Genomic DNA, 23254 nt, shown 5'->3' with positions numbered 1-23254 from the left:
TCCCCCTCAGCCCTTCGCCACGGCACGCAGCCGGTCCACCACATCGGCCCGCAGCTCGGCGGGCTCCAGGACCAGCACGTCCGGCCCGAACTCCACCAGCCAGGCGTCCAGACCATGACCGTACGGGATCTCCAACTCGTCCCAGCCGTCCCCCAGCTCCCGCACCGAGGTGGCCCTCGCCCGCAACGGGTACCCGGCGCCGGTACGCAGCCGGATCAACGCGGAACGTTCGGCGTTCTCCCCCGCCCAGCTCGCGACGGTCTCACGCACGGTGACCACGTCCGGCACCGGCGCGGTGAAGTGCGTACCGCGCGAACGCACCCGGCCGGTGATCCGGGACAGCCTGAAGACCCGCTCGGCGCCCCGGTCACGGTCGAATCCAGCCAGGTACCAGTGGCCGCGCCAGCACTCCAGCGCCCACGGCTCGACATGGCGGGGTTCGGGATGGGCGGCGTTCGCCTTGCGGTAGTCGAACACGACCGGCCGCCGGTCGCGGCAGGCGAGCATCAGCGGTTCGAACGCGGCCTCGTGCACCGGGATCCGGGGCTCCAGCGCGCTGTGCGCCTCATAGGGGTCGACGTCCTCCGGGAGGCCCGCCGCGCGCAGCTTCTGCAGGGCACCGCTGGCCGCGCCGGCCAGCCGGGCCTGCTGCCACACCTTGGCGGCCAGGCCCAGGGCCGCGGCCTCCTCGGCGTCGAGGGTGATGGGCGGGAGGCGGTTGCTGTCACGACGGGCCAGGTAGCCGACCTCGCCGTCGAGGTTCTCGACCGTTTCGATGACCAGGCCGAGCTCGCGCAGATCGTCCTTGTCGCGCTCGAACATCCGGTTGAAGGAGTCGTCGGACCCCGCTTCGAGGTAGGCCTCGATGGACTCACGCAGCTCACGCTTGGTGAGCGGCCGCCGAGTCCCGAGCAGACACAGCGCGAGGTTCATCAGCCGCTCGGCCTTGGCAATGGCCATCGACGCCCTTCGCCTCCCTGAGGTGCTTACGGACGATGACCGTACCGCCCCGCAGCGGCGCGGCAAAAGCCGAGGGCCCATGCCCGGGCAGGCATGGGCCCCAGGTGGTCGAGACCGGTCCTGCGACGATCAGACCCCGAGGAGGTCGACCACGAAGATCAGCGTCTCGCCCGGCTTGATCGCCGGGGTCGGGCTCTGGTTGCCGTAGGCGAGGTGCGCGGGGACGGTCAGCTGGCGACGGCCGCCGACCTTCATGCCCTGCACGCCCTGGTCCCAGCCCTTGATGACCCGTCCGCCGCCCAGCGGGAAACGGAACGGCGCGCCACGGTTCCAGCTGGCGTCGAACTCCTCGCCGGTGCTGAAGGCGACACCCACGTAGTGGACGGTGACGGTCTGGCCCGCCTGCGCCACCGCGCCGTCGCCCTCCCAGATGTCCTTGATCTCCAGGTCCGCCGGGGGCTCGCCGCCGGGGAAGTCGATCTCGGGCTTGTCGATGCTCACGTCTCTAGCTCCTGCTTGTGTACGGAAAGGCAACAGACACAGTCTCGCATCTCGGCACGGTCACGGCCCGGCCAGGACGCACGGTCACGGCCCGGCCAGGACGCACGGTCACGGCCAGGCCGGGATGCCGACTACATCCTGGCCAGGACGCCGACTACATCTTGGCCAGGATGTCGACCGAGAAGACCATCGTGGAGTCTTTCTTGATACCGCTGCCGGGCTGCGGGCTGTCGCCGTAGCCCAGCTTCGGCGGGATGACGATCAGGACGCGACTGCCGACCTTCTTGCCGGTCAGGCCCTGCCCCCACCCCTTGACGACCTGCTGGAGCGAGAACGACGTCAGCTTGCCGCTGCTGTACGTCGAGTCGAACTCCTTGCCGGTGTCCCAGATCACGCCCTTGTACTGCACCAGCACGGTGCTGTCCGCCTTGAGCTCCTCACCGTCGCCCTCGATGACGTAGTTCGCCACCAGCTTCGTCGGCGCGTCGGCCTTCGGAATGTCGATGGAGGGCGCCTTGCCGTCGGTGTTCGTCCCCACCTTCGGCAGATCGGCGTCGTCCTGAGCCACGTCCTTGCCCTTGGCCGAGCTCTTGGCGGAGAACGTGTCCTCGATGTCGAACACGAACAGCAGCGTGTCGGTGCCCTTGACACCCACCTGCGCGTTGCCCGCCTTGCCGAACCCCCAGGTCGGCGGCACCGAGAACTCCACCCGGCTGCCGGCCTTCTTGCCCGTCAGCGCGTACCGCCAGCCCTCCATGGTGGAGCCCTGGGCGATCTGGGTCAGCAACGGCGCCTTACGGTCGTAGGAGTTGTCCAGGACCTTCGCGGTGTCCCACAGCTGCCCAAGGTAGTTCGCCAGGATGAAGTCGCCCTCCGCGACGACCTTCCCACCGCCCGCGATGACCGTCTTCACGGCCAACTGCTTCGACGGGTCACCGCTGCCCTTGGCGACGGTCGGCTTCTCACCGAACTTGGTGCCCGCGGTGATCGCCGGAAGCGGCCCGTCGACGATCTTCGGCGGAGGCGCGGCCGAAGCCGAGGCCGACTCCGACGCCGCGGGCGACGCGCTGTCTCCCGCCTTGCTCGTGTCGGACTCGTCGTCGCCGCATCCGGCGAGAGTGACCAGTCCAGTGGGTACGGCGATGAGCAGCGAGCGTCGGCGCACAGCGAGAGCCTCATAATCGGTCGATCTTGTGGATGGAGTGCGCGCAACTCTACGGCGTGAGAAGGGCGCCGTACGGGAAACGTACGGCGCCCGTGTTGCGTTCCACGTGCTCCTGTGAAACGCGCTGCTCACATTCCGGCGATGAGCTTCTCCACCCTGTCGTCCACCGAACGGAACGGGTCCTTGCACAAGACGGTGCGTTGTGCCTGGTCATTGAGCTTGAGGTGAACCCAGTCGACCGTGAAGTCACGGCGCTGTTCCTGCGCCCGCCGGATGAAGTCACCGCGCAGCCGCGCCCGAGTGGTCTGCGGCGGAACCGACTTGCCCTCGAAGATCTTCAAGTCGTTGCAGATCCTGGCGGCTTGGCCCTTCTTCTCCAACAGGTAGTACAGACCACGACGACGATGGATGTCGTGGTACGCGAGGTCTATCTGCGCGACCCGCGGGTGCGACATGGTCATGTTGTGCTTGGCCCGGTACCGCTCGATGAGCTTGTACTTCATGACCCAGTCGATCTCGGTGCCGATCCGGTCGAGGTCCTCGGCCTCGATCGCGTCCAGCGTGCGGCCCCACAACTCCAGGACCTGCTCGACGGTGCCCGTGCGGATACCGCGGCGCTCACAGAAGTCCACGGCCTTCTCGTAGTACTCGCGCTGCACGTCCAGCGCGGAGGCCTCCCGGCCGCTCGCCAGACGCACCTTGCGCCGCCCGGTGATGTCGTGGCTGACCTCGCGGATCGCCCGGATCGGGTTCTCCAGGGTCAGGTCCCGCATCACGGTGCCCGCCTCGATCATGCGCAGCACCAGGTCGGTGGCGCCGACCTTGAGCAGCATCGTCGTCTCGGACATGTTCGAGTCGCCCACGATCACATGCAGACGGCGGTAACGCTCCGCGTCCGCGTGCGGTTCGTCGCGGGTGTTGATGATCGGCCGGGAACGGGTCGTCGCCGAGGAGACACCCTCCCAGATGTGCTCGGCCCGCTGACTGACGCAGTACACCGCGCCACGCGGGGTCTGCAGCACCTTGCCCGCCCCGCACAGAAGCTGACGGGTGACGAGGAACGGAATGAGAATGTCCGCGAGCCGGGAGAACTCGCCGTGCCGCGCCACGAGATAGTTCTCGTGGCATCCGTACGAGTTGCCCGCCGAGTCTGTGTTGTTCTTGAAGAGGTAGACGTCGCCCGCGATTCCCTCCTCGTGCAGGCGTCGTTCGGCGTCCACCAGGAGTCCTTCGAGAATGCGCTCGCCCGCTTTGTCGTGCGTGACCAGTTCGGTCACGTTGTCACATTCCGGTGTCGCGTATTCCGGATGTGACCCGACATCGAGATAGAGGCGAGCGCCGTTTCGCAGAAAGACATTGCTGCTACGGCCCCATGACACGACACGGCGGAAGAGGTACCGCGCCACCTCGTCGGGAGACAGGCGGCGCTGTCCCCTGAACGTACACGTGACGCCGTACTCGTTCTCCAGCCCGAAAATGCGGCGGTCCATGAGTGAACATTACGCCCGATCCCCCGAGCTGAAACGGGGTTCGGCAGCACGGTTTGGATCATTTTCCGATGAAGACGCAACCACCGCACCCGAACCAACAGCCGCGAGTACCCTCCCCGTGGCCAGCAGAACCACCAACGACACCGCCCCCGCCGCACCTGGCACCGCGAAACCCCACAGCGCCCCACCCGCCTCGACCACCGGCCCCGCCAGCCCCGTCCCCACGGACGTCCCCACGGTGAACGTCGTCACAAGCCAGGAGAACGCCTCGGTGACCGTCCCGCGCGGGGCGTGCCGGTCGACCAGCACGAAAGCGCACGCAAGAACAGGCGCCAGGAAGACACCGGCGACAACCGTCAGCAGCGTCATCGCCACCGCCCCCGGCATCAGGGTCAACGGCAGGTAACACACCGCCAGCAACCCCACCAGGACCTGCAGTCGCCGCGCCGGCTCACCCGTCCACTGCCGCGCCCCGTAGAACAGACCGCCGATCAGCGCCCCCAGCCCGATGCCCGCCATCATCCAGCCGTACACCGCGTCACCACCGTGATCGTCCGCGTACGACACCGCCGCCACCGTGATGGAGCCGAGCGCGATGCCGACGAACACGAACGCGCCGAGCAGGGCGAGCAGACCCTTCGAACGCAGTGCGCCGAGCCAGTGCGCCTCGCGCGGCGCCGAACGCCACGCACGCGAGGGCGGTGACACGACCACGGACAGCGCACCCAGCACCCCCACGACGTTCAGGACGAGCAGCGCCGCCATCTCCGACCACAGCGACACACACAAGGTGACCAGCAGCGGCCCGACGGTGAACATCACCTCCTGCGCTATGGCGTCCATGGCGTACGCCGTGTGCACCTCGTCCTCCTCGCCGAGGACGGAGGGCCACAGCGCCCGCAGACCGCCCTCCAGCGGCGGCGTAAGGAGCCCGGCAGCGGCCACCGCCGCATAGGCCGGCGGCAGTGGCTCGACACCCGTGAACGCGAAGACGGCCATCGCGAGACCCGACAGGATCGCCGCCGAGAGCTGGACACGCGGCTGGCCGTACAGGTCCACCAGCCGCCCCAGCACCGGCTGCCCCACCGCGTTGGCCACGCCGTACCCGGCCACCAGTCCACCGGCCAGCGTGTACGACCCGCCCTCCGCACGCACGAACAGCATGATCGCGATCGCGGCGGTGGCGTTCGGCAACCGCCCCACCAGCGTCCCGACAAGCAACCGGACGGCATGCCTCGCCCTGAGAATGTCCAGGTATCCCGCGGCCACGTCCCACCCCTTGATCGCCCGGTGCGCCGGCGGCGCCTGAAGTTTTACGTATAACGTCCGCCGTCATACGTACCATGTGCGCTGTTCACCCGTCCACACGAAAGCGCAGGCAACCGGTGGCCCCAGGCACCCGCCCCACCAGCCGAGACGTCGCCCACGCCGCCGGCGTCTCCCAGGCCGCCGTCTCCCTGGTCCTCGGCGACAAATGGCGCGGACGCGTATCGGAGACCACCGCCCGACGCGTCCGGGAAACCGCACGCGAACTCGGCTACCGACCCAACCTGGCAGCCCGCAACCTCCGCCTCGGCCACACCCGCACCGTGCTGCTCGTCGTCCCGGCCCTGACGACGGAGTTCTTCGCCGGCGTCTACACCGGCGCCGCCCGCGTCGCCGCCGAACACGGCTTCGGCGTGGTCCTCTACCCCTCCCCCGAAGGCATCGGCCCCGCCCGCGACCCCTTCGCCTCCGCCCAGGCCGCCCTCGACGGCGTCATCGCCTCCTCCATGGCCGCCGACGCCCTCACCACCATCCGCGGCGACCAACTCCCCCTCGTGATGCTCGACAGCGACCCCACCGGAAGCCCCGGCGCCGCCGCCACCGTCAACCTCGACATCACCGACGGCGTACGACAGGTCACCGAACACCTCCTGGACCTCGGCCACCGCCACTTCCTCCACCTCGCGGCGGATGTACCCTCCTGGACCTTCGAGATCCGCGCCCGCGAACTCGCCGCCCGCACCGCCACCGTCCCCGGCACCACCGTCCGTACGGTCCGCGCACCGATCACCATCGAAGACGCCACGGCCGCCGCCCAGACCGCCCTCTCCGCCCCCGGCCCCCGGCCCACCGCACTGGTCTGCGACGACGACAAACTCGCCGCCGGCGCCTACAAGGCCCTGCGCCGCCTAGGCCTGCGCATCCCCGACGACGTCTCCGTCACCGGCCTCGACGACCTCGCCCTCGCCACCGCCATCGACCCCGAACTGACGACCGTACGCCTCGACTCCGAACGGTTCGGCGAACACGGGATGCGAGCCCTCCTAGCGGTCCTGGAAGGCCACACACCGGACGCCGGGGACATCCCCGTGGAACTCATCGTCCGGGGCTCCACAGCACCCCCCAGAGCCTCCTGAAACGCCCTGTGCCCCGGCCGACAGATCGACCGGGGCACACACATCGGCGTCCAACAGACAAGGCGCGCGACGTCACTCCTCCTCGGAGCTCTCCGCCTCCGTGGTCGCCCCGCCCGCCTCCAGCAGCCGACCGAGCTGACGACCCACGATCCGCTTGAACTTACGCTTCTGCGGCCGCGTACGATCCAGCACCGCGACCTCCAGACGCTCCGCGGGAATCTCCCGCTCACTGCCATTCGTGTCACGGGACAACGCCTGCACCGCGAGCTCCAGCGCCCCCGCCAGACTCATACCGTCCTGATGACGCTGATCCAGATAACCGCTGATCTGCTCGGCATTACCACCCACCGCGACCGAACCGTGCTCATCCACGATCGAACCGTCATGCGGCAACCGATAGATCTGGTCACCCTCCGGCGTCTCCCCGACCTCGGCGACCACCAACTCCACCTCGTACGGCTTCTCCGCCGCACTCGAGAAGATCGTGCCCAGCGTCTGCGCATACACATTCGCCAGACCCCGAGCGGTCACATCATCCCGGTCATAGGTGTAACCACGCAGATCCGCGTACCGCACACCACCGATCCGCAGATTCTCGTACTCGTTGTACTTACCGGCGGCCGCGAAACCGATCCGGTCATAGATCTCACTGAACTTGTGCAACGCACGGGACGGATTCTCGCCGACGAACACAATGCCGTCGGCATACTGCAGCACAACGAGGCTGCGACCACGAGCGATGCCCTTACGGGCGTACTCCGCCCGGTCGGCCATCGCCTGCTGGGGGGAGACATAGAACGGCGTCGACACCGGTTATCCGTCCCTTTCATTCGAAGTCACTGGACCACCTGGCAAGAAAAACCAACCCGCCGACTACAGAAGCGCGGCCCGCGGACCGTCGGGCTGCTCCAGCCGCCGCTGCAGGATCGAACGGGCGATCTCGGAGGACTCGTCCTCAGTGAGCCGACGGAAACCGTCCTCGGTGATCACAGTGACGATCGGATAGATCCGGCGCGCGACATCGGGACCACCGGTCGCCGAGTCGTCATCTGCCGCGTCATACAGAGCCTGCACCACAAGAGTCGTGGCCTCGTCCTCGCTCAGGTCGTCACGGTAGAGCTTCTTCATCGCACCCCGCGCGAAGATCGACCCCGAACCGGTCGCCGCGAAGTTGTGCTCCTCCGAACGACCACCGGTCACGTCATAGGAGAAGATCCGCCCCTTCGCCCGGTCCACGTCGAATCCGGCGAACAACGGAACCACCGCCAGACCCTGCATCGCCATGCCCAGGTTGGAACGGATCATGGTCGACAGCCGGTTCGCCTTGCCTTCCAGGGACAGCTGCGCCCCCTCGACCTTCTCGAAGTGCTCCAGCTCCAGCTGGAACAGCTTCACCATCTCGACGGCCAGGCCCGCGGTACCGGCGATACCGACCGCCGAGTACTCGTCGGCCGGGAACACCTTCTCGATGTCGCGCTGAGCGATGACGTTGCCCATCGTGGCGCGACGGTCACCGGCGAGCACGACACCACCCGGGAACGTCACGCCCACGATCGTGGTGCCGTGCGGCGCCTCGATCACACCCTGGGTGGGCGGCAGCTGCCGGTTGCCGGGCAGGATCTCCGGCTGGTGCTCCGACAGGAAGTCCATGAAGGAGGACGACCCAGGCGTCAGGAAGGCAGCTGGTAGACGCCCGGTGCTACGAGTGTTGGCTTCCACGCGATTCCTTCCAAGTAAGCGGCGGCCCGACGGACGGCGTCGGGGTCGTCTCCCAACTTGCCGATGGCCGAATTGCAGTTGAAGCACAGTACGCCTCGGACCCTACCCGTCTTGTGGCAGTGATCCACATGGACAGCCGGAGCTTTCAGGCAGATCACGCAGAGCCCCATTTGGGAGGCGATCATCTCGTCGCGTTCGGCCTCGGTGATGCCGTAGTGACGCTTCAGATGCCCCTGTCTCCCTCGTACGGCCTTGCATCCCTTGCAGCAGGTAGCTAGGCCATCCGAGGCTGTTGCATTCCGGTGCCATTCGCTGTGCGGCTTGATCTCCCCACAACCACGACAGAACTTGTGCCCCTCAGGTGCCTCCACCCTGGGTCGGACATTCTTCCCCTTGGCCAGTTGCCGAGCCTGGTGATAAGCCGACCAGCACTCCCGGCAATAGGCCTGCAAGCCGTCACGGGCGGACGCGTTGCTGGCGAACGTTGCTCGCGGCTTGACTTTTTCACACCGCGAGCAACGCTTCGCATCACCTTCGCTTGCCAAGCTTCAATCCCCCGTCACCTTCGATTCGAAGGTTACTCGCCACCCTTCTGAACGAAGCTTCGAACGAAGTCCTCGGCGTTCTCCTCGAGGACGTCGTCAATCTCATCCAGGACGGAGTCCACGTCGTCGCTCAGCTTCTCCTGGCGCTCCTTGAGGTCTTCGGATGCCTGCGCCTCGGGCGCCTCCTCGACCTCCTCGGTGTTGCGCGTCGCCTTCTGCTGTCCGCCGCCGGTGTCCTTGGTCGCCATAACCCTCACCCCGCTCGGTTCGACGTTCTTGATCAGACCCTACAAGCAGGGTCCGACATTGGCCCCGCTGTTCCGTCAACGTCCGGGGACCACCTCGATGATTCCCGGACACGGACCTTTCCACCCTGTGGGGCCGTGCCGGCCCCGAGTACCCCCTCAGTTGCCGGACAGCACCCTGACCAGGTCTTCCGCCGTGCGACAGCGGTCCAGCAGCTCCTTGACGTGATTACGCGTTCCGCGAAGCGGTTCCAGGGTTGGGACCCGTTGGAGCGAGTCGCGCCCGGGCAGGTCGAAGATGACCGAGTCCCAGGAGGCGGCCGCGACGTCGTCCGCGTACTGCTCCAGGCAGCGGCCGCGGAAGTACGCACGGGTGTCCTCAGGCGGCTTCGTGCGGGCCCGCTCGACCTCGTTGTCGTCCAGCAGCCGCTTGATCCGGCCGCGGGCCGCCAGCCGGTTGTAGAGCCCCTTGTCGGGGCGTACGTCGGCGTACTGGAGATCGACCAGGTGCAGCCGGGCGGCGTCCCAGTCGAGGTCGTCCCGGCGCCGGTAGCCCTCCATGAGCTCCCGCTTGGCGACCCAGTCCAGTTCGCCGGCCAGGCTCATCGGGTCGTTCTCCAGCCGGTTGAGGGTGTCCTCCCAGCGGGAGAGGACGTCCTTGGTCTGGTCGTCGGCGTCCGCGCCGAACCGGTCCTCCACGTACTTGCGTGACAGCTCGTAGTACTCCATCTGCAGCTGGACCGCGGTGAGTGTCCGGCCGCTGCGGAGGGTGACCAGGCGCTGGAGGCTCGGGTCGTGGGAGACCTGGTGGAGGGTGCGGACGGGCTGGTCCACGGCCAGGTCGACGGCGATGAAGCCGTCCTCGATCATGGACAGGACGAGCGCTGTGGTGCCGAGTTTCAGGTAGGTCGAGATCTCCGAGAGGTTCGCGTCGCCGATGATGACGTGCAGGCGGCGGTGTTTCTCGGCGTCGGCGTGCGGTTCGTCCCGGGTGTTGATGATGGGGCGCTTGAGGGTGGTTTCGAGGCCGACCTCGACCTCGAAGTAGTCGGCGCGCTGGCTGAGCTGGAAGCCGTGCTCGTGTCCGTCCTGGCCGATGCCGACGCGGCCCGCTCCGGCGAAGACCTGGCGGGAGACGAAGAACGGCGTGAGGTGGCGCACGATGTCCGAGAAGGGGGTTTCCCGCTTCATCAGGTAGTTCTCGTGCGTGCCGTAGGAGGCGCCCTTGTTGTCGGTGTTGTTCTTGTAGAGGTGGATCGGCTGGGCGCCGGGGAGCTGGGCGGCGCGTTCCGCGGCTTCGGCCATGATGCGTTCGCCGGCCTTGTCCCAGAGGACGGCGTCCCGGGGGTTGGTGACCTCGGGTGCGCTGTATTCGGGGTGTGCGTGGTCGACGTAGAGCCGCGCGCCGTTGGTGAGGATCACGTTGGCGAGGCCGATGTCCTCGTCGGTGAGCTGGCTGGAGTCGGCGGCCTCGCGGGCGAGGTCGAAGCCTCGCGCGTCCCGTAGCGGGTTCTCCTCCTCGAAGTCCCAGCGGGCCCGTCGGGCCCGGTGCATCGCCGCCGCGTAGGCGTTGACGATCTGGGATGAGGTGAGCATGGCATTGGCGTTGGGGTGGCCGGGGACGGAGATCCCGTACTCCGTCTCGATGCCCATTACTCGCCGTACGGTCATGCGGCCCTCCTTGCCCGGCGGCGTCCTCGGTCGGGAACGCCGCTCAAGTACCGCTGGCGCTCCGGTGCGTGTGCGGTGCCCGTCCCCGCACTGCGCGACTCGGCGGTATGGAAGAGCCTAGAACGCCTCTGCGCTGGTGGGGAGATCATTTGCGTCATTGCCTTGCACGCCTCTTGTTAAGGCCGTGGCCTGGAAAACAGTCGGCTGCGGGTACCCGGTGTGGGCACCCGCAGCCGCCCTGTGTTTTACAGGTACTGACCCGTGTTTGCCACCGTGTCGATGGAGCGTCCGGTGTCTGCGCCCTGCTTTCCGGTGATGAGGGTGCGGATGTAGACGATCCGTTCGCCCTTCTTGCCGGAGATGCGGGCCCAGTCGTCGGGGTTGGTGGTGTTCGGCAGGTCCTCGTTCTCCTTGAACTCGTCCACGCAGGCCTGGAGGAGGTGGGAGACGCGGAGGCCCTTCTGGCTGTGCTCCAGGAAGTCCTTGATCGCCATCTTCTTGGCGCGGCCCACGATGTTCTCGATCATGGCGCCGGAGTTGAAGTCCTTGAAGTAGAGGACTTCCTTGTCGCCGTTGGCGTAGGTGACTTCCAGGAAGCGGTTTTCCTCGGATTCGGCGTACATGTGTTCCACGGCCGTCTGGATCATGCTTCCGACGGTGGTGGCCTTGCTGCCGCCGTGTTCTCCGAGGTCGTCGGAGTGCAGTGGGAGGCGCTCGGTGAGGTACTTGCCGAAGATGTCCTTGGCCGCTTCGGCGTCCGGACGTTCGATTTTGATCTTCACGTCGAGTCGGCCGGGCCGCAGGATGGCGGGGTCGATCATGTCCTCCCGGTTGGAGGCGCCGATCACGACCACGTTCTGCAGGCCCTCCACGCCGTCGATCTCGGCGAGCAGCTGCGGGACGATGGTGTTCTCCACGTCCGAGCTGACACCCGAGCCTCGGGTGCGGAAGAGGGATTCCATCTCGTCGAAGAAGACGATGACGGGGGTGCCCTCGCTGGCTTTCTCACGAGCACGCTGGAAGACGAGGCGGATCTGCCGCTCGGTCTCGCCGACGTACTTGTTCAGGAGTTCGGGGCCCTTGATGTTGAGGAAGAAGCTCTTGCCCTGGGCCTGGCCGGTGACCTCGGCGACCTTCTTGGCCAGCGAGTTGGCGACGGCCTTGGCGATGAGCGTCTTGCCGCATCCGGGCGGTCCGTACAGGAGGACGCCCTTGGGTGGGCGCAGTTCGTGCTCCTTGAACAGGTCCGGGTAGAGGTACGGGAGCTCGACCGCGTCGCGGATGGCCTCGATCTGGCCGCCGAGGCCGCCGATCTGCTCGTAGCCGATGTCCGGTACCTCTTCGAGGACGAGTTCTTCGACCTCGCTCTTCGGGACGACCTCGTAGACGTAGCCGGAGCGGGGTTCGAGCAGCAGGGCGTCGCCGGGGCGGATGGTGATGTCCAGCAGCGGCTCGGCGAGCCGCACCACCCGTTCCTCGTCGGTGTGCCCCACTACGAGGGCGCGCTCGCCGTCCTCGAGGATCTCCTTGAGGGTGACGATGTCGCCGACGCTCTCGTATTCCATGGCCTCGACCACGTTGAGAGCTTCGTTGAGCATTACTTCCTGGCCGCGCCGGAGCTCGTCGAGTTCCACGCTCGGGCTGACGTTCACCCGCAGCTTGCGGCCGCCGGTGAAGATGTCCGCCGTGCCGTCCTCGTTCGCCGTGAGGAAGACACCGAAGCCGGCCGGTGGCTGTGCGAGCCGGTCGACCTCCTCCTTGAGGGCCACGATCTGGTCTCGGGCCTCACGGAGCGTGTTGGCGAGTCGCTCGTTCTGGGCGGACACGCCGGCCAGATTGGTCTGCAGCTCGACGATCCGCTCTTCGAGAATCCTCGTGTGTCGCGGAGAGTCGGCGAGCTTGCGTCGCAGGACGGCGATCTCCTGCTCAAGGTAGGCAATCTGCCCGGCGGGGTCTTCGGACCCTCGTCCCGGGCGGATGCCGCGGTTCATGTCGTCGTCGTGGGCTGCCACGGTCCTCACCTCCTCCAAGGGGAGCTGGACGCTTCCAGACCCTACCTGGGTGGGTGTCGATTGAAACCCCTAGATCACAAAGACGGTCGGGGTGTGTCCGATCTTCACCCTTGCGCTCTCCCTCACGCCAGGGGAATACCCACCGAACATGATTGGAAAGCCGCCGGAGGTAGGGTCGAAGTGTTCAACACCCGTCAGAGCTGGCCGGATTCCCGGCCGGGTCGGCGCAGAAACGTTGGGAGAGATGGACGTGCAGCAGGAGGCCGGGTCCGGTGGCGAGGGGCTGGAGGTCTGGATCGATCAGGATCTCTGTACCGGTGACGGGATCTGTGTCCAGTACGCGCCGGAGGTGTTCGAGCTGGACATCGACGGGCTCGCCTATGTCAAGGGTACGGGCGAGGAGCTGCTCCAGGACAAGGGCGCCACAACGCCCGTACCGCTGCCGCTTCTCACGGATGTCGTGGAGTCCGTGAAGGACTGTCCTGGCGAGTGCATCCATGTTCGTCGGGTTTCGGACCTGGTCGAGGTGTACGGACCCGACGCGGAGTGACCGTACTGACACCTGTTGTGATCACTGTCTGATTTCTCACACGCGCTGGTGATGTGGGTCAGACGGTGTGTGAGTCGGCGGGTGTCGAGCGGACGAACGCGCCGTTCTTCCACTGCCACTTCGCGCTGTCCTTGACGTCGGGGCAGCAACTGGGCACGTCGGCGGTGGAGTAGCCGAGGAGTGTGGCGAGGACGGCGTGGTCCCGTAGGGCGAAGTCGGTGACGCTCTGGCGGTCCTTGGGGTTGACCAGGGTGGCGACCACTCTTGGCTTGCCGGTGTCCGCGGACCGGGTGAGGACGTACACGCCGTCGGGTGGGGTGCCCATGGGTGCGTCGCAGTGCACGACGGCGACGGTTTCGGGCCTGCCGTCGCCGTCGAGGTCTCCGGCGGCCTTCTTGACCACGATGGCCTTGACCGGTCCGCACTCGATCGGGAAGTCGACGTCCGCGGGGTCGGGGGCCGTGATGCCGGTCGGCGCGGACTTCGTCCGGGGTGCGGCCGCCTGAGCGGCGGTGGCCGGGTTCGGTTGCAGGACCGAGGAGAGGGCCACCACGCCGGCGACCGCCGTCGCGGTGGCGACCCAGTGGATGGGTCGGGTGTGGGTGTGTGCCAGTTCCGGGACGGCGGATTGCTGCACTAGGAGCGTCTCCTGGGGCTGTGCCGGTGGGGGTGGCCTGCATGGTGCCACACGTCACAGTGCGGGGGGAACGGCGGGGTGGGGTTCGGCCGGACGGGGGCGTTACGGATTCTGGCGCGGTGTCAACGCGGGTGTGGCGTGGCCCAGTTCCCGGGGTTGGCGGGGAACTGGGCCAGGGTGGTCGTGTGTTGAGATGGCGCCGGTCGCGTCAGCGGGTGGCGCCGCCGTCGGCGTTGGGGCCGGAGTAGTCCTCGCCGTAGGCGCCCTTGGCGGGGCGGCGGCGGCGCATGGGGGGTTCGACGCCGTCGGCGAGGCGGCGGGCGGTGAGCAGGAAGCCGGTGTGGCCGATCATCCGGTGGTCGGGGCGGACGGCGAGGCCCTCGACGTGCCAGTTGCGGATCATCGACTCCCAGGAGGTCGGCTCGTTGAAGCTGCCGATCTCCCGGATGGACTCGACGGTGCGGGCGAGCTGCGTGGTGGTGGCCACGTAGCAGCAGAGGATGCCGCCGGGCACGAGGGCCTTGGAGACGGCTTCCAGGCATTCCCAGGGGGCGAGCATGTCGAGGATGACGCGGTCGACGTCGGTGTCGGACAGGTTGTCCTGGAGGTCACCGACGGTGAGCTGCCAGGCGGGGTGGGGGCCGCCGAAGTAGCGTTCCACGTTCTGCCGGGCGATGTCGGCGAAGTCCTCGCGGCGCTCGTAGGAGTGCAGCATGCCCTGGTCGCCGATGGCGCGCAGCAGGAAGCTGCTGAGGGAGCCGGAGCCGACGCCGGCTTCGACGACGCGGGCGCCGGGGAAGATGTCGGCGAAGGCGAGGATCTGCCCCGCGTCCTTGGGGTAGACCACGGCGGCGCCGCGGGGCATGGACAGGACGTAGTCGGGGAGCAGGGGGCGCAGCGCGAGGTAGGCGACGTTCCCGGTGGTGCGGACAACGCTGCCCTCGGGAGCACCGATCAGTTCGTCGTGCGGGAAGGAACCCTTGTGGGTGTGGAAGTTCTTCCCGGCTTCGAGCGTGAACGTGTAGTGGCGGCCCTTGGGGTCGGTCAGCTGAACCTGGTCCCCGACCTTGAAGGGCCCGCGTCGGCGGGCGGCACCGGTCGGTTCGGACATGTGAACAGACTACCGGTCTCCGCGGGGGCCGCGGACCATGGGGCGGGCGCTAGGAGGGCCTGGCCATGGCCTTGACGAAGGCGCGTTCCACGTCGGCGGCGGAGAGGACTCCGTAGATCTCGCCGGTCTCCTCGACGACGAGGTACTCGGTGGCGGGGGTGGTGCGCAGGGCGTCCAGGAGGTCTTCTCCGGCGAGTTCCGCGGAGACGCGCATGCCGTCGGTGAGGTCCTGGGCGAGGCCGCTGACGGCGACCCAGGGCCGGCGGTGTTCGGGTACGCCGACGATGGCGGCCTCGCGGACGAGGGAGAGGGGGTGTCCGTCGTTGTCGACGACGACGAGGGCGCGGGCTCCGGCGGCGTTGGCGCGGCGCAGGGCCTCGGAGAGGGGGGTGTGGGTCTCCACGGGGACGGCGCGGCGGGTGAGGGTGCGGGCGCGCAGTTCGGGCAGGTGTTCGCGCAGTCGGGCGACGCGCAGGCTGTTACCGGCGCCGGTCCAGATGATCGCGGCGAGGATGGCGGCGAGCAGGGCGTCCATGACGGTGTCCATGCCGACGTTGTCCTCGGCGTTGGTGCCGAGTGCCCCGGACTGGGTGAGCAGGGGCAGGCCGATGAGGACGGAGACGGCGAGGACGCGGCCGACCCAGGCGGCGGCGACGGTGCCGGTCATGGGCCTGCCGGTGATCTTCCAGACGATCGCGCGGAGCATGCGGCCGCCGTCGAGGGGCAGGCCGGGCAGCAGGTTGAAGGCGGCGACGATCAGGTTGGAGATCATCAGGCCGGCCAGCAGGACGCCGGGGACGGTGCCGGGTTCGACGGGCTGCATGGCGAGGTAGAACAGGGCGGCGAGGACGAGGGAGAGCAGGGGGCCGACGAAGGCCAGGACGAACTCGCGGCCGGGGGTCTCGGCCTCCTTCTCGATTTCGGAGACGCCGCCGAAGAACTGGAGCTGGATGCGGCGGACCGGGAGTTTGAAGCGGAGGGCCGCGACGGTGTGGGCGAGTTCGTGGACCAGGACGGAGGCGTAGAAGGCGATCGCGAAGAAGAGGGAGACGAGGTAGCGGAGGGCGCCGAGTTCGGGCAGTACGCGGTCGAGTTGTCCGCCGAACACCCAGGTGATGAGGGCGGCGACGAGGAACCAGCTGGGCGCGACGTACACGGGTACGCCGAACGGGCGCCCCATCAGCAGTCCGCCTCCGGGGCCCCGTTCACGGCGGGGCGGGCGGCCCTTGGTGACACCGGCGTGGGCGGGGGTCCGGTCGTCGTCGGGGTGGCTGTGGGGGTGCTCGGGAGTGCCGGGGGGTGCTTCGGGGTGGGGGGGTTCGGGGTGCTGGGGGTGGCGGGCGGTGGATTCGTTCGCGGGGGTCTTTTCGGGGGCCTTGTCAGTGGCCTCGCCCCTGTTCGCGTCCGCGTTCTCGGTCTTGTTCGCGGCGTCCTGGGCGGCTTGGTTCTCGGGGGCCTGGTTCTGGGTGGCCTCGGGCTCGGGGACGTCGTCCTCGGTGGTCCGGTCGGTGGGGCCGTCGTGGTGCGGGGGCTGCTGCGGGGGGTCCGATCGGCGTACGACCATGGTGGGTTCGTCGGGCGGTGCCTCGCCGGTGTCGGTGCCCGGGGTGGGCTGGCCGGGGTGTGCGGGGCCGGTGGCCGGGGTCGCAGGTGCTGCGGGGTGCTGGGTCGGCTCGTCGTTGCCGGACCGCGGCTGCCCGCTCCCGCCGCTCTCGTCCACGGTGTCCCCTCGTTCGAAGCGTCTCCCGCGCCTGCCGGACGGGATGGTCTCGGGTCGATGGTATGCGGCCGTCGCGATGCGTTCCGCCCGGCACCCCCTGTGTCTCCCCGGTCGTCGTGCCGGTCACGGCCGGGGCTGGGTCACTGTCAGTGGCGGGCCGTATGGTCTGTGGTCATGGAGACGAGCACGGAGGGCGTGGCGGAGACCGCCGACGGGAGTGACGCGCAGGAGGGCTTGCCGGTCCCGGCTGGGTCGGCGACGACCGCGAGGGTGGCCGGGCCTGGCGAGGACGCGGCGGCGGAGCAGGCGGGTGCGGTGGCGGGGCCCGATGTGGTCATCGCGGCGGACCCGGCGACGGCGGTGATCACGGTGACCGCGGACGCAGCGACGGGGGCGGATCAGGCGGCACCGGTCGGGCGGACCGTGACAGCGCCGTCCTCTCTCTCCCCCTCACGGGCCGGCGACTTCATGCAGTGCCCCCTGCTGTACCGGTTCCGGGTGATCGACCGGCTGCCCGAGAAGCCGAGCGAGGCGGCGACGCGCGGCACGCTGGTGCACGCGGTGCTGGAGCGGCTCTTCGACGCCCCGGCGGCCGAACGGACGGTGCCCCGTGCCACGTCGCTGGTCCCCGGTCAGTGGGACCGGCTGCGGGAGACCCGGCCGGAGGTCGACGAGCTGTTCGCCGACGATCCGGAGGGCGAGCGGCTGACGCGCTGGCTGGGCGAGGCGGAGCGGCTCGTGGAGCGGTGGTTCACGCTGGAGGACCCGACCCGGCTCGAACCGGTCGAGCGTGAGCTGTTCGTGGAGACGGAGCTGGATTCGGGGCTGACGCTGCGCGGGATCATCGACCGGGTCGATGTGGCGCCCACCGGGGAGGTGCGGATCGTCGACTACAAGACGGGAAAGGCGCCCCGCCCCGAGTACGCCGAGGGCGCGCTGTTCCAGATGAAGTTCTACGCCCTTGTGGTGTGGCGGCTGAAGAACGTCGTCCCGCGTCGGCTGCAGCTGGTCTATCTGGGCAGCGGCGACGTCCTGACGTACGACCCCGTCGTCGCCGACCTGGAGCGGGTCGAGCGCAAGCTGCACGCGTTGTGGGAGGCGATCCGGCAGGCCACGGACTCCGGTGACTGGCGGCCGCGGCGGACCAAGTTGTGCGGCTGGTGCGACCACCAGGCGCATTGTCCGGAGTTCGGCGGTACTCCCCCGCCGTATCCGCTGCCGGTGAGGGTGGCGGAGTCCGAGGCTGGGGCGCAGGGCAGAATGGGGCCGGACTAGCGAAGGAGACTTACGTGGCCATCCGTGTCCTACTGGTCGACGACCAGCCCCTGCTGCGCACCGGCTTCCGGATGATCCTGGAGGCCGAGCAGGACCTCGCGGTCGTCGGCGAGGCCGGAGACGGCCTCCAGGCGCTGGACCAGGTGCGGGCGTTGCAGCCCGACGTGGTCCTGATGGACATCCGCATGCCCCGGATGGACGGTGTGGAGGCGACCCGGCAGATCACCGGCCCTGGCCGGGACGGCCCGGCCAAGGTGCTGGTGCTGACCACCTTCGACCTCGACGAGTACGTGGTGGAGGCTCTGCGGGCGGGGGCCAGTGGCTTCCTGTTGAAGGACGCCCCGGCCAACGAGCTGGTGCAGGCCATCCGGGTGGTGGCGGCGGGTGAGGCGATGCTCGCGCCGAGCATCACGCGTCGCCTGCTGGACAAGTACGCCACTCATCTGCCGTCCGGGGACGAGCCGGTTCCGGACACCCTGCACACGCTCACGGATCGTGAGGTGGAGGTGCTGAAGCTGGTGGCGCGGGGGCTGTCGAACGCCGAGATCGCGGCGGATCTGTTCGTCAGCGAGACCACCGTGAAGACGCACGTCGGCCATGTCCTCACCAAGCTGGGGCTGCGCGACCGGGTGCAGGCCGCGGTGTACGCGTACGAGAGCGGGCTGGTGCGCCCCGGCGCACAGTAGGTGAGGTGCGGCCGCGGTCTGCGGTCCTACGGCGTGGCGGGCGCCCCCTGCGAACAGGGGGCGCCCGCCTCGTGTGTGCGGCCGTGGGTGTGCGGGCGGGTCAGCCCTTGCTGAGTTCCCAGAAGCGGAACACGGTCGAGGCGTCGAGGCAGTACTCCAGGCCGTAGACGCCCTCGCGTTTGACGGCGTACTGCTTGCCCTGCCAGATCGGGAGGACGGGCAGTTCGTCGGCGACGATGTCCTGGAGCTTGCCGTAGTCCGAGTCGGTGGCGGCGCGGTCGCTCTGGGCGGCGGTCTGCGGGATGAGCGTGCCGGTGATGGTGCTGTTGCCGTAGTTGTTGTCCAGCACGTTGCCCTTGCCGAAGAAGGGGGCGGTGAAGTTGTCGGCGTCCGGGTAGTCGGGAATCCAGCCCTTCACGTAGACGCCGTACTTGCCGGCCTTGATGTCCTTCTCGTACTGCTCGAAGGCGACGGACTTGACGTCGGCCTCGAACAGGCCGCTGGCGTTGAGCTGGGCGGCGATCGCCTTCAGCAGGGAGTCGGTGGCCGGGCCGTAGCGGGACGGGGTCGACCACAGGGTCAGCTTCACCTTGCCGGCGATGCCGTCGGCCTTCAGCGCGGCGGCGGCGTCGGCCTTGGAGGGGTGGTCGCCGTAGGTGTCGAAGAAGGCCGTGTTGTGGCCGGCGACACCGGCCGGGATGATCGAGTACAGCGGGGTGGCGGTGCCCTGGTACACGTCGTTGATGAGGGAGTCGCGGTCGATCAGGTGGGCCATCGCCTTGCGTACGCCGAGTTGTCCGGCGACCGGGTCGTTCATGTTGAAGACCAGGTGCTGGACCTCCGCGCTGGTGCCTTCGACGAGTTCGACTCCCGCGTCGTCGCCCTGCTCGATGTCCGCGATGTCGCTCGCGCCGAGGCCTCGGTAGGCGATGTCGATCTTGTTGTCGAGCAGGGCCTTCTTGAGCGCGGTCTGGTCGCCGTGGAAGAGCCTCAGCGTGACGCCTTCGTTCTGGACGTCGGCGGTGCCCTGGTAGTTCTCGTTGACCGAGAAGACGGCCTCGTCCTTGCTGAAGGAGTCCAGCTTGTAGGGGCCGGAGCCGACCGCCTCACCGTCCTCGCGCAGTCCGTCGGCGTCGTACTGGGTGTGGTCGACGAGGGAACCGGCGCCCGATGCGATCTTGCTGGGGAAGGTGGCGTCGGGTGTGTTGAGGCGGAAGACCACCGTCTTCTCGTCCGGCGTCTCGACCTCGGAGAGCATGGGGAACATGATCGCCGGGCCCGCGTCGTCGTTGATCTTCAGCATGCGGTCGAAGGAGAACTTCACGTCCTTCGAGGTGAGCGCGTCGCCGTTGCTGAACTTGAGGCCGTCCTTCAGCGTGCACTCGTAGACCTTGGTCTCGGCGTCCGTGAAGCCGCAGCTCTTGGCTGCCTCCGGCTGCGGTTCGGTGCTCCCCTTGGGGAAGCTGAGCAGCGACTGGAAAACGTTGTTGAACAACAGCCAGGAGCCGGGGTCGTAGCCGGAGGCGGGGTCGGTGGCCAGGACGTCGTCGGACGTTCCCATGACCACGGACGAGTCGCTGCCCCCCGAGCCGCCGGTCTCCGTTCCACATCCGGTCAACAGGCCGGAGGCCAGCCCTGCCACGATGGGCAGGACCGGCCACTGGTTGCGCAGGTTCACGTAGTGCCTTGTCGTTGATGTCGGGCCCGGGGCCGCCCTCCCGGGCCCCGGACAGTGCTGGCTGTGTGTCAGCCGCTCACGCCCCGGCCGAGCTCCCACAGCTGGAGCGTCGAGGAGGAGTTCAGCACGTACGCGGTCCCTGTGACGTCGTCGCGGGCGGCGACGTACTGCTTGCCCTGCCACAGCGGCAGGACGGGGACGTCGTCGGCGACGATGTCCTGGATGTCGGTCAGGCTGGTGGCGGCGGCGAGCCGGTCGGACTCGCGGCGCGACTCCGGGATCAGCGTGTTACGGATGACGCTGTTCGCGTAGGGCGAGCCGATGGTGTTGTCCTTGTCGAGGAACGGCGCCAGGTAGTTGTCCGCGTCCGGGAAGTCGGGGAACCAGCCCATGCCGTAGACGTCGTACTGGCCCTCCTGCTCGGCCGGGCGGTAGGTGTCCCAGGGGGTGCCCTTGATGTCGACGTCGAACAGGCCGGTGTCGTTGAGCTGCTTCTGCAGCACCTCGAACTCCTGCTTGGTGGCCGGACCGTAGTGGTCGGTCGTGTAGTGCAGGGTCAGCTTCACCGGGGTGGTGATGTTCGCCTGGCTCAGCGCGGCCTTCGCCTTGGTGGTGTTCGGTTCGCCGTAGGTGTTGAAGAACGAGTTGGAGTGGCCGGTGATGCTGGCCGGGACCATCGAGAACAGCGGCTCCGCCTGTGAGCCGTACACCTTGGCGACGAGTTCGCTGCGGTTGATGACCTGGGCCATCGCCTCGCGGACCGCCTTCGACTTCACGGACGGCGCGTTGGTGTTGAAGCCGAGGTAGCGGATCTCCAGGCCGGGCAGCTCGACCAGGTCGACGTTGCTGTCCGAGCCGTCGGCGAGCTTGGTGATCTGTTCCGGCGACATGGTGCGGGTCATCAGGTCGAGATCGCCCTTGTCGAGCGCGGCGCCCATGGCGTCGGCATCCGCGTAGGAGCGCATCTCCACCTTGTCGTTGTTCACCTTCAGCGTCCCCTTGTAGTTGGGGTTCTTGGTGAACACGGCGTTGACGAGCACGTTGTCCTTGACGTCGGCCTGCAGCGTGTACGGGCCGGAGCCGTCCACGTCGAAGCCGTCGCGCAGCTTGCTCTCCGCGTAGTCGGCGGGGTTGACGATGCCGGCGACCGGGGTGGACAGCTTGTACGGGAAGGTGGCGTCGGCCGTCTTGAGGTGGAAGATCACCTCGCGGTCGCCCTGGGTCTCGACGGTGTCGACCGTGGACAGCAGGGCGAAGACACCGCTGTCGGCCTTCAGCGAGCGGGCGCGGTCGATGGAGAACTTCACGTCCTTCGCGGTGATGGCGTCGCCGTTGGCGAACTTGAGGCCGTCGCGGAGGGTGCACGCGTAACGTTCGTTGCCGCTGTCGGTGAAGCCGCACTGCTGGGCCGCCTCGGGCACCGGGTCGCCGTCGCCCTTCGGCATGATCATCAGGGTCTGCACGGTCTGGCGCAGGATGTTCCAGGTGCCGACGTCGTAGGCGTAGGCGGGGTCGAGCGGCGCCGGGGCCTTCTTCGTGGCGGTGAACCGGTCCGTGGTGCCGACGGCGATCGCGCTGTCACTGTCGCTCCCGCTGCCTGAGCCACCGCAGGCTGCGAGCACCGGCGCCAGCAGGCCGATCACGGCCGGCAGCGCCAAAGTCTTGCGGTTCATGCTCGAAGTTCTCCAGAGCTGTCGAGTCCGTGTACCCGGCATGCAGGGGTGTCGATGCGGATCACGGGGTAAGGGCGATGTTCTCGTGAGGAGGTTAGTCCGCACCGGCACGAGGGTTCGCGGCGACCGGAGTTGAGGGCCCATCACGCTGCGAAACCGGCTGTGGACGGACCGAAAACCCGAGGGGGGAAGGATTCGTGCAGGCTCTCATCAATCGGGACACAAAGGCGCGCCCACCCCCCTCGACCGGGGGTGAGCTGCATACCTCTATCACCCTGTCGAGCCCCGGCGGCGTGGGGAACGTCACATACCCAGCGGTGTGAAGTAGTGCCGGAATTCAGCCATCCGGCGCGGTTCGAATTCCCTCGGACACCGCCCGTGGAATTCCCCCGCTATCGGCACCGCACGCTGCGTGTACACCCGGCGCATTTTCCGTCATGAAGGCCGTCAGAGCGGCATCAGGCCGCGCAGAAATGCCAGGTCCACCTCTTCGAGGGAGGTCACGACGGTACGCCGGGCGGCCGGGGCGATGGGCGCGACGGAGGGCACCGCCACGACCTGGCAGCCGGCCGCCTCGGCCGCGGCGACGCCGGTCGCGGTGTCCTCGACGACCGCGCACCTGGCGGGTTCCGCGCCGAGTCCGGCGGCGGCGAACAGGTACGGGTCGGGGTGCGGCTTGGTGCGCCCCACCTCGTCGCCGGCGACGGTGAGCGCGAAGTGCTGGGGGCCGAGCGAGGTGAGGACCCGGTCGATGATGCGCCGGTGCGAGGCGGAGACCAGCGCCGTGGGGATCTCGTGCGCGGCCAGTTCGGCCAGCAGCCGGGCGGCTCCCGGCATGATCGGCAGTGCCCGGTCGATGCGGTCCTCGAAGCCCTGGTTGAGCAGCACCGTGAGTTCGGCGAGGGTGATGTCGGCGCCGGTGGCTTCGATCAGGAAGCCGGCGCTGCGGGTCATGGGGCCGCCGACGACGACATGGCGCCAGGATTCGTCGAGGGTGTGTCCCAGACGCGCGAAGACCTCGGCCTCGACGTCCCACCAGAAACCCTCGGTGTCCACCAGGGTGCCGTCCATGTCGAGGAGCACGGCCTGCAGGGCGGAGCCTTCGGCCGTACGGGTCACTGGTGCGGGAACCGTGCTGGTCATCCACGACCTCCTTCGAGGGACGAGCAGGCCGGTTCCCCCGGGGGAACCGGCCTGCAGTGGACCGACCAGTG

Annotated in this window: 21 protein-coding genes; 4 read left to right on the top strand and 17 right to left on the bottom strand. The window is 68.3% G+C overall.

The genetic code is table 11. The features are described 5' to 3' along the window. Positions 1 to 6: 6 nt before the first annotated feature. From ABZ027_RS24360 to ABZ027_RS24340, 5 genes are all read right to left on the bottom strand, one after another. Entirely contained in the window at positions 7 to 960 is a 954-nt protein-coding gene (locus ABZ027_RS24360) for a WYL domain-containing protein (RefSeq protein ID WP_356771729.1), read from the bottom strand. Between the two features lie 129 nt (positions 961 to 1089). Beyond that, positions 1090 to 1461: an FKBP-type peptidyl-prolyl cis-trans isomerase gene (locus tag ABZ027_RS24355; protein ID WP_356771727.1), complete on the bottom strand. Its 372-nt coding sequence runs from the start codon at positions 1459 to 1461 to the stop codon at positions 1090 to 1092. Positions 1462 to 1615: 154 nt separating this feature from the next. Then, positions 1616 to 2626 (bottom strand): FKBP-type peptidyl-prolyl cis-trans isomerase, encoded by a 1011-nt coding sequence (locus tag ABZ027_RS24350; protein ID WP_356771725.1) that lies wholly within the window; start codon positions 2624 to 2626, stop codon positions 1616 to 1618. Between the two features lie 128 nt (positions 2627 to 2754). After that, complete coding sequence (gene pafA / locus ABZ027_RS24345; RefSeq protein ID WP_356771723.1) at positions 2755 to 4116, bottom strand: Pup--protein ligase; 1362 nt, start codon at positions 4114 to 4116, stop codon at positions 2755 to 2757. Positions 4117 to 4125: 9 nt separating this feature from the next. Further along, positions 4126 to 5385, bottom strand: coding sequence for an MFS transporter (locus tag ABZ027_RS24340; RefSeq protein ID WP_356771721.1), 1260 nt, complete (start codon positions 5383 to 5385; stop codon positions 4126 to 4128). A gap of 74 nt (positions 5386 to 5459) precedes the next feature. On the opposite strand from ABZ027_RS24340, the gene ABZ027_RS24335 reads away from it, so the two are divergent. Beyond that, positions 5460 to 6518, top strand: a complete 1059-nt coding sequence (locus ABZ027_RS24335; protein ID WP_356771719.1) for a LacI family DNA-binding transcriptional regulator — start codon at positions 5460 to 5462, stop codon at positions 6516 to 6518. A gap of 72 nt (positions 6519 to 6590) precedes the next feature. On the opposite strand, the gene prcA is transcribed toward ABZ027_RS24335, so the two are convergent. The 6 genes from prcA to arc all read right to left on the bottom strand — a co-directional run bounded on the left by prcA (position 6591) and on the right by arc (position 12710). Next, a complete protein-coding gene (gene prcA / locus ABZ027_RS24330; protein ID WP_356771717.1) occupies positions 6591 to 7328 on the bottom strand; it encodes a proteasome subunit alpha in 738 nt (245 codons plus the stop codon). Between the two features lie 63 nt (positions 7329 to 7391). Continuing rightward, positions 7392 to 8237, bottom strand: coding sequence for a proteasome subunit beta (prcB, locus tag ABZ027_RS24325; protein WP_356771715.1), 846 nt, complete (start codon positions 8235 to 8237; stop codon positions 7392 to 7394). Beyond that, entirely contained in the window at positions 8189 to 8782 is a 594-nt protein-coding gene (locus ABZ027_RS24320; protein ID WP_356771713.1) for an endonuclease VII domain-containing protein, read from the bottom strand. The genes prcB and ABZ027_RS24320 overlap by 49 nt, the downstream gene beginning before the upstream one ends. A gap of 32 nt (positions 8783 to 8814) precedes the next feature. Continuing rightward, positions 8815 to 9030, bottom strand: coding sequence for a ubiquitin-like protein Pup (locus ABZ027_RS24315; protein WP_030932625.1), 216 nt, complete (start codon positions 9028 to 9030; stop codon positions 8815 to 8817). A gap of 156 nt (positions 9031 to 9186) precedes the next feature. Further along, complete coding sequence (gene dop, locus ABZ027_RS24310; protein WP_356771710.1) at positions 9187 to 10698, bottom strand: depupylase/deamidase Dop; 1512 nt, start codon at positions 10696 to 10698, stop codon at positions 9187 to 9189. A gap of 245 nt (positions 10699 to 10943) precedes the next feature. Next, positions 10944 to 12710 (bottom strand): proteasome ATPase, encoded by a 1767-nt coding sequence (arc, locus tag ABZ027_RS24305; RefSeq protein WP_356771709.1) that lies wholly within the window; start codon positions 12708 to 12710, stop codon positions 10944 to 10946. Between the two features lie 244 nt (positions 12711 to 12954). Here arc and ABZ027_RS24300 point away from each other — a divergent pair, with 244 nt between their 5' ends. After that, on the top strand, positions 12955 to 13260 hold the full coding sequence (locus ABZ027_RS24300) for a ferredoxin (RefSeq protein WP_356771707.1): 306 nt from the start codon (positions 12955 to 12957) through the stop codon (positions 13258 to 13260). 58 nt (positions 13261 to 13318) lie between these two features. Here ABZ027_RS24300 and ABZ027_RS24295 read toward each other — a convergent pair whose 3' ends face one another. The 3 genes from ABZ027_RS24295 to ABZ027_RS24285 all read right to left on the bottom strand — a co-directional run bounded on the left by ABZ027_RS24295 (position 13319) and on the right by ABZ027_RS24285 (position 16728). Next, complete coding sequence (locus ABZ027_RS24295) at positions 13319 to 13897, bottom strand: hypothetical protein (protein WP_356771705.1); 579 nt, start codon at positions 13895 to 13897, stop codon at positions 13319 to 13321. Positions 13898 to 14105: 208 nt separating this feature from the next. Next, entirely contained in the window at positions 14106 to 15008 is a 903-nt protein-coding gene (locus ABZ027_RS24290; RefSeq protein WP_356771703.1) for a tRNA (adenine-N1)-methyltransferase, read from the bottom strand. 49 nt (positions 15009 to 15057) lie between these two features. Further along, positions 15058 to 16728 (bottom strand): site-2 protease family protein, encoded by a 1671-nt coding sequence (locus ABZ027_RS24285; protein WP_356771701.1) that lies wholly within the window; start codon positions 16726 to 16728, stop codon positions 15058 to 15060. Between the two features lie 174 nt (positions 16729 to 16902). On the opposite strand from ABZ027_RS24285, the gene ABZ027_RS24280 reads away from it, so the two are divergent. Both ABZ027_RS24280 and ABZ027_RS24275 read left to right on the top strand, forming a co-directional pair. Then, positions 16903 to 18003, top strand: coding sequence for a RecB family exonuclease (locus tag ABZ027_RS24280; RefSeq protein WP_356771699.1), 1101 nt, complete (start codon positions 16903 to 16905; stop codon positions 18001 to 18003). A gap of 14 nt (positions 18004 to 18017) precedes the next feature. Beyond that, the gene (locus ABZ027_RS24275) at positions 18018 to 18689 is read left to right on the top strand and encodes a response regulator transcription factor (protein ID WP_030606450.1); all 672 of its coding nucleotides are present in this window, start codon (positions 18018 to 18020) and stop codon (positions 18687 to 18689) included. Positions 18690 to 18789: 100 nt separating this feature from the next. Here the strand turns inward: ABZ027_RS24275 and ABZ027_RS24270 are convergent, their stop codons facing one another. The 3 genes from ABZ027_RS24270 to ABZ027_RS24260 all read right to left on the bottom strand — a co-directional run bounded on the left by ABZ027_RS24270 (position 18790) and on the right by ABZ027_RS24260 (position 23183). Next, entirely contained in the window at positions 18790 to 20367 is a 1578-nt protein-coding gene (locus ABZ027_RS24270) for an ABC transporter substrate-binding protein (protein ID WP_356771697.1), read from the bottom strand. A gap of 68 nt (positions 20368 to 20435) precedes the next feature. Continuing rightward, entirely contained in the window at positions 20436 to 22040 is a 1605-nt protein-coding gene (locus tag ABZ027_RS24265; RefSeq protein ID WP_356771695.1) for an ABC transporter substrate-binding protein, read from the bottom strand. A gap of 447 nt (positions 22041 to 22487) precedes the next feature. Further along, positions 22488 to 23183: an HAD family phosphatase gene (locus ABZ027_RS24260; RefSeq protein ID WP_356771693.1), complete on the bottom strand. Its 696-nt coding sequence runs from the start codon at positions 23181 to 23183 to the stop codon at positions 22488 to 22490. Positions 23184 to 23254: the final 71 nt, after the last annotated feature.

It is taken from the genome of Streptomyces sp. NPDC006332 (assembly GCF_040612855.1).
In the GTDB taxonomy this organism is placed as follows: Bacteria; Actinomycetota; Actinomycetes; order Streptomycetales; family Streptomycetaceae; genus Streptomyces.
This window is presented reverse-complemented; position numbering and strand designations above follow the sequence as displayed.

What these genes read in the sequence shown, in the direction of transcription:
- ABZ027_RS24360 (WP_356771729.1), bottom strand. Translation starts at nt 960, where the DNA reads ATGGCCATTGCCAAGGCCGAGCGGCTGATGAACCTCGCGCTGTGTCTG.
- pafA (WP_356771723.1), bottom strand. Translation starts at nt 4,116, where the DNA reads ATGGACCGCCGCATTTTCGGGCTGGAGAACGAGTACGGCGTCACGTGT.
- ABZ027_RS24335 (WP_356771719.1), top strand. Translation starts at nt 5,460, where the DNA reads ATGTGCGCTGTTCACCCGTCCACACGAAAGCGCAGGCAACCGGTGGCC.
- ABZ027_RS24315 (WP_030932625.1), bottom strand. Translation starts at nt 9,030, where the DNA reads ATGGCGACCAAGGACACCGGCGGCGGACAGCAGAAGGCGACGCGCAAC.
- dop (WP_356771710.1), bottom strand. Translation starts at nt 10,698, where the DNA reads ATGACCGTACGGCGAGTAATGGGCATCGAGACGGAGTACGGGATCTCC.
- ABZ027_RS24300 (WP_356771707.1), top strand. Translation starts at nt 12,955, where the DNA reads ATGGACGTGCAGCAGGAGGCCGGGTCCGGTGGCGAGGGGCTGGAGGTC.
- ABZ027_RS24290 (WP_356771703.1), bottom strand. Translation starts at nt 15,008, where the DNA reads ATGTCCGAACCGACCGGTGCCGCCCGCCGACGCGGGCCCTTCAAGGTC.
- ABZ027_RS24280 (WP_356771699.1), top strand. Translation starts at nt 16,903, where the DNA reads ATGGAGACGAGCACGGAGGGCGTGGCGGAGACCGCCGACGGGAGTGAC.
- ABZ027_RS24265 (WP_356771695.1), bottom strand. Translation starts at nt 22,040, where the DNA reads ATGAACCGCAAGACTTTGGCGCTGCCGGCCGTGATCGGCCTGCTGGCG.
- ABZ027_RS24260 (WP_356771693.1), bottom strand. Translation starts at nt 23,183, where the DNA reads ATGACCAGCACGGTTCCCGCACCAGTGACCCGTACGGCCGAAGGCTCC.